This is a genomic window from Paracidovorax oryzae ATCC 19882 (genome assembly GCF_000687165.1).
GTDB classification, from domain to species: domain Bacteria; phylum Pseudomonadota; class Gammaproteobacteria; order Burkholderiales; family Burkholderiaceae_C; genus Paracidovorax; species Paracidovorax oryzae.
In genome coordinates this window covers 1-3810 of sequence record NZ_JMKU01000018.1, presented here as the reverse complement: position 1 = coordinate 3810, position 3810 = coordinate 1, and the positions used below count along the sequence as shown (strand labels likewise).

At 68.2% G+C, this 3810-nt stretch carries 3 protein-coding genes; all 3 read left to right on the top strand.

Annotated elements, in window-relative coordinates; all coding sequences use genetic code 11:
* Positions 1–2019 (top strand): type VI secretion system Vgr family protein (locus T336_RS25225; RefSeq protein ID WP_035226165.1); only part of this gene is annotated, 2019 nt, incomplete at its 5' end.
* A 35-nt stretch (positions 2020–2054) separates the two neighbouring features.
* Positions 2055–2489 (top strand): DUF1795 domain-containing protein, encoded by a 435-nt coding sequence (locus T336_RS0114620; RefSeq protein WP_019702381.1) that lies wholly within the window; start codon positions 2055–2057, stop codon positions 2487–2489.
* A gap of 50 nt (positions 2490–2539) precedes the next feature.
* Positions 2540–3810 (top strand): DUF6531 domain-containing protein (locus T336_RS25220; RefSeq protein WP_209435971.1); only part of this gene is annotated, 1271 nt, incomplete at its 3' end.

Genomic DNA, 3810 nt, shown 5'->3' with positions numbered 1-3810 from the left:
CAGGGCCAGCATACGCTCACGCTGGCCGACGACATCGTGGCCTCGCACCAGCCGCTGCCCGGGGCGGCCACGATTCCCTTCTATCCGCCCGAGAAGTCGGCGACGGCGGACCGCGAGAACATCCACGCCTGGGAGCTGCACGAGGAGATCCACTCGGGCCGCTTCTACAACGACGACTACGACTTCAAGAAGCCCAAGGCGGACCTGGCGAACATGCGGCAGATGCCGCCGGGGCACAGCCACGACGCCTACGAGACCTACGAGTGGCCCGGGGGCTACACGGAGTTCGGCGACGGCGAAGCCTATGCGCGGGTGCGGCTGCAGGAGAACCTGAGCGGGCGCAGCACGGTGCGCGGCGAATCGCGCCACCGGTCCCTCGCCACGGGCTACCTCTTCACGCTGGAGAACTACCCGCGCGGGGACCAGAACCAGCAGTACCTGATCACCGGCCTGCAATACCACTTCAAGGAGAACCCGCGGGTGAGCGCGGCGAACCCCGGGGACAAGGGCACGGTGCAGGAAGAGGGCTCTTTCCAGCGCTTCACGCTGCAGGCGCAGCCCACGAGCCTGCCCTACACCCCCGCACGGGTGACCCCCAAGCCGAAGACCACGGGGCCGCAGACCGCGGTGGTCGTGGGCCCGCCGGGCGAGGAGATCTGGCCGGACCAGTACGGGCGGGTGAAGGTGCAGTTCCACTGGGACCGGCAGGGCAAGTTCGACGAGCAGTCCAGCTGCTGGATCCGGGTGTCGCACGGCTGGGCGGGGCAGAACTACGGGAGCATCTACCTGCCGCGCATCGGCCAGGAGGTCATCGTGGACTTCCTGTCCGGAGACCCGGACCAGCCGATCATCACGGGTCGGGTGTACAACGCGGACCAGATGCCGCCGTGGAAGCTGCCGGAGCACAAGACGCAGTCGGGCACGCTCACGCGCTGGAGCAAGGGAGGTGGCGGGGCGAGCATGCTGCGCTTCGAGGACCAGAAGGGGATAGAGCACCTGGAGCTGTCGAACACGTACGGCAACACGTACCTGAACATGGGGTACCTGATGCACCAGGGCACGGGCTCGCAGCGGGGGTATGGCTTCGAGTTGCGCACGGACCTGTGGGGCTCGATCCGGGCGGACAAGGGCCTGCTCATCACCACGTACAACCAGGATTTCACCTCCCGCGTCTCGGTGAACAACCCCGACGGCTTCGAGCACATGGGCGCGACGCTGGCCAACACCGCTTCGCTCATGCAGGAAGCCGGGCAGGCGGTTTCCTCGGCGCAGTCCACCATCGGCACGCTCAATGCGGCGAAGTCCTCGCAGATCTCCAGCCTGGGGTCGGCCATCGCTGCGATCACGGGCGGGGGGGCGGGCGGAGCGGCCTCCCTCGCCAAGATGGCCTCGGCGCTTTCGGGCGGAGGCGGCGGTGGCGCGGAGACCACCATGCCTACCGACACCGACCCCGCGATGGCCGACGCGCGCAGCCTGATGGACCTGTCGCGGGACATCACCAAGCCGGTGGTCTCGATCGTGAGCCCGGAAGGCCAGAGCCTCATCAGTCCCAAGCCGATCGTGGTCAGCTCCGGCCAGAGCACCTCGGTGCGCGCGCAGCAGCACGTCACCGTATCGAGCGGTGCGCAGCTTACCCAGCTGGCCAAAAGCGGCATGCTCACCCATGTCACCGAAGGCGGGCAGACCAATATCGTCTCTGCCGGCGACGTGGCTTCCGTCGCCAAGACCGGCCACATGAACCTCGTGGCGGAACAGAACATCACCGTATCGTCCACGGCGCTCAACGCCCACCTGCTGGCCAAGGAGAACACCGTGGTCAGCGCGGAAACCGACACGGTGTTCGTCAGTGCGGGCAGGCACATCACCGAGGTGGCGGGCGAGAGCATCACGCTGGTGTGCGGCAAGGCTTCCATCACGCTCAAGTCCGACGGCACCATCGTGCTCAACGGCGTGAAGGGCGTCTTCAATTTCGAGGACGACCTCGACCAGTTCGGCAAGAAGATCAACCTCAATTGCTGAAAACAGCCCCATCGACCAGAGAAAGCAGAACGAGCATGCGCTACCACTTCCAAGAAGGCCACATCGAAGCCCCGGACCACGTCACCGACCGCACCGTGCACCTGCTCGCGCCCACCCCCGGCACGGGCGAGATGACCGTCGCCATTTCCAAGGATCTGCTCGAATCCGGCGAAACCCCGCCGGAATTCCTGCAGCGGCAGCTCGGCGACCTGTCGCGGCAGGTCGCCAAGTTCAGCCGGGGCGAGGTGCAGCCGGCCACGCTCGGGGCACCCGAACAGAAGATCGGCGGCTCGAAATTCACCGTGAGCTACAAGCAGCAGGGGCGCATGGTGCACCACGTGCAGTCGCTGTTCCTGCTGCCTGACAGCCGCACCGTGCTCAATCTCACCTTTTCGCTGCCGGTGCCATTCACGGAAGAGCACCTGCGACAGGTCGATGGCGTGCTGGCCAGCTTCGTGCTGCGCCAGTGACAACGATGGCAAGTTAGGCCGCGAAGAACGAACGACAGGAGAACAGCAGCATGGGAGGCATGGCGGCGGCACGGCAGGCGGACGAGATAGGTCACGTGTCGGTGTGGGCGAGGCTGGCGCGTGTGGGGTTGAGGCTGGCGGCCGGGATGGTGGAGACGCTGCTGGTGGCGGGGGTGGTGGCGCTGGCGGCGGGGGTGTCGGTGGCGACGATGGGGTGCGGGGCGATCCTGGCGTGCGGGTTGCTGGCGGGGTTCATCGGAGGGGCGACGGGCTGGAGCGACTACAAGGAAAAAAAGATCCAGGAGATGACCGAGGACATCGGGGAGCTGGACATCACGGGCACGCTGGGCATCCGGGGGGCGGCGACGGTGCGCATCAACGGCCGCGCGGCGATGCGGGCGGTGGCGGATGCGGCCGTGTGCCGCGACCATGGGCAGCCCAACCCGAACTTCATCGCCGAGGGCTCGGACTCGGTCTTCATCGAAACGTACCCGGCCGCGCGCAAGGGCGACAAGATGATGTGCGCGGCGCAGATCGCCAGCGGTTCGGACGACGTGCTGGTGGGGGGCAACAAGACGGCGTACCTGGAGATCGCCGATGACCGGGCGTGGTGGGAGACGGCGCTGGAGATCGGGGTGGGCCTGGCGATGGGCCGGGGCAACTTCCTGGGCAAGGTGGGGTGCCTGGCGCTGGGGGCGGTGGTGGGCATGGCGGGCGACGCGCTGGGCCGGGGCTTCCGGGCGCTGATCGGCTACCCGGTGCACCCGGCCACGGGCGGCAAGGTGCTGGACGGCAGCCAGGACACGGACTTCGTGCTGCCCGGGCCGCTGGGCATTGCCTGGCGGCGCTTCTACAGCAGCCACGACCACCGGGAGGGCACCCTGCACGGCGCGGGCTGGAGCGTGCCCTACGAGATCGAATTGCACGTCGAGCGGACGGCTGCCGGTGCGCCGCCGTCGCGCATCACCTACGTCAACCCGCAAGGGCGGCACATCGAGCTGCCGGATGTCGCGCCGGGCACGGCGCTCTTCAACGTTGGCGAGGGCTTCACCCTGGGCTGCACGGCGGGCGGGCACTACGAGGTGGGCGAGCTCGACCACGTGGCCTGGCAGTTCGGCCCGGCGCCGCAGGAAGCGGGCACGCACGTGCTGAAACTGCTGCGCATCCGGGACCGGTTCGGGCACTGGGTGGGGCTGCGCTACGACGGCGAGCGGCGCCTGGCGGGCATCGCGGACCACCTGGGCCGGTTATTGCGGCTGGACTATGAGCCGGGCAGCCGGCGGGTGGTGGCGATCCACCTCGTGCAGGCGGCGCCGGGCGA

Excerpts from the sequence above, each read along its gene's own strand:
- T336_RS0114620 (WP_019702381.1), top strand. The coding sequence starts at position 2,055 with ATGCGCTACCACTTCCAAGAAGGCCACATCGAAGCCCCGGACCACGTC.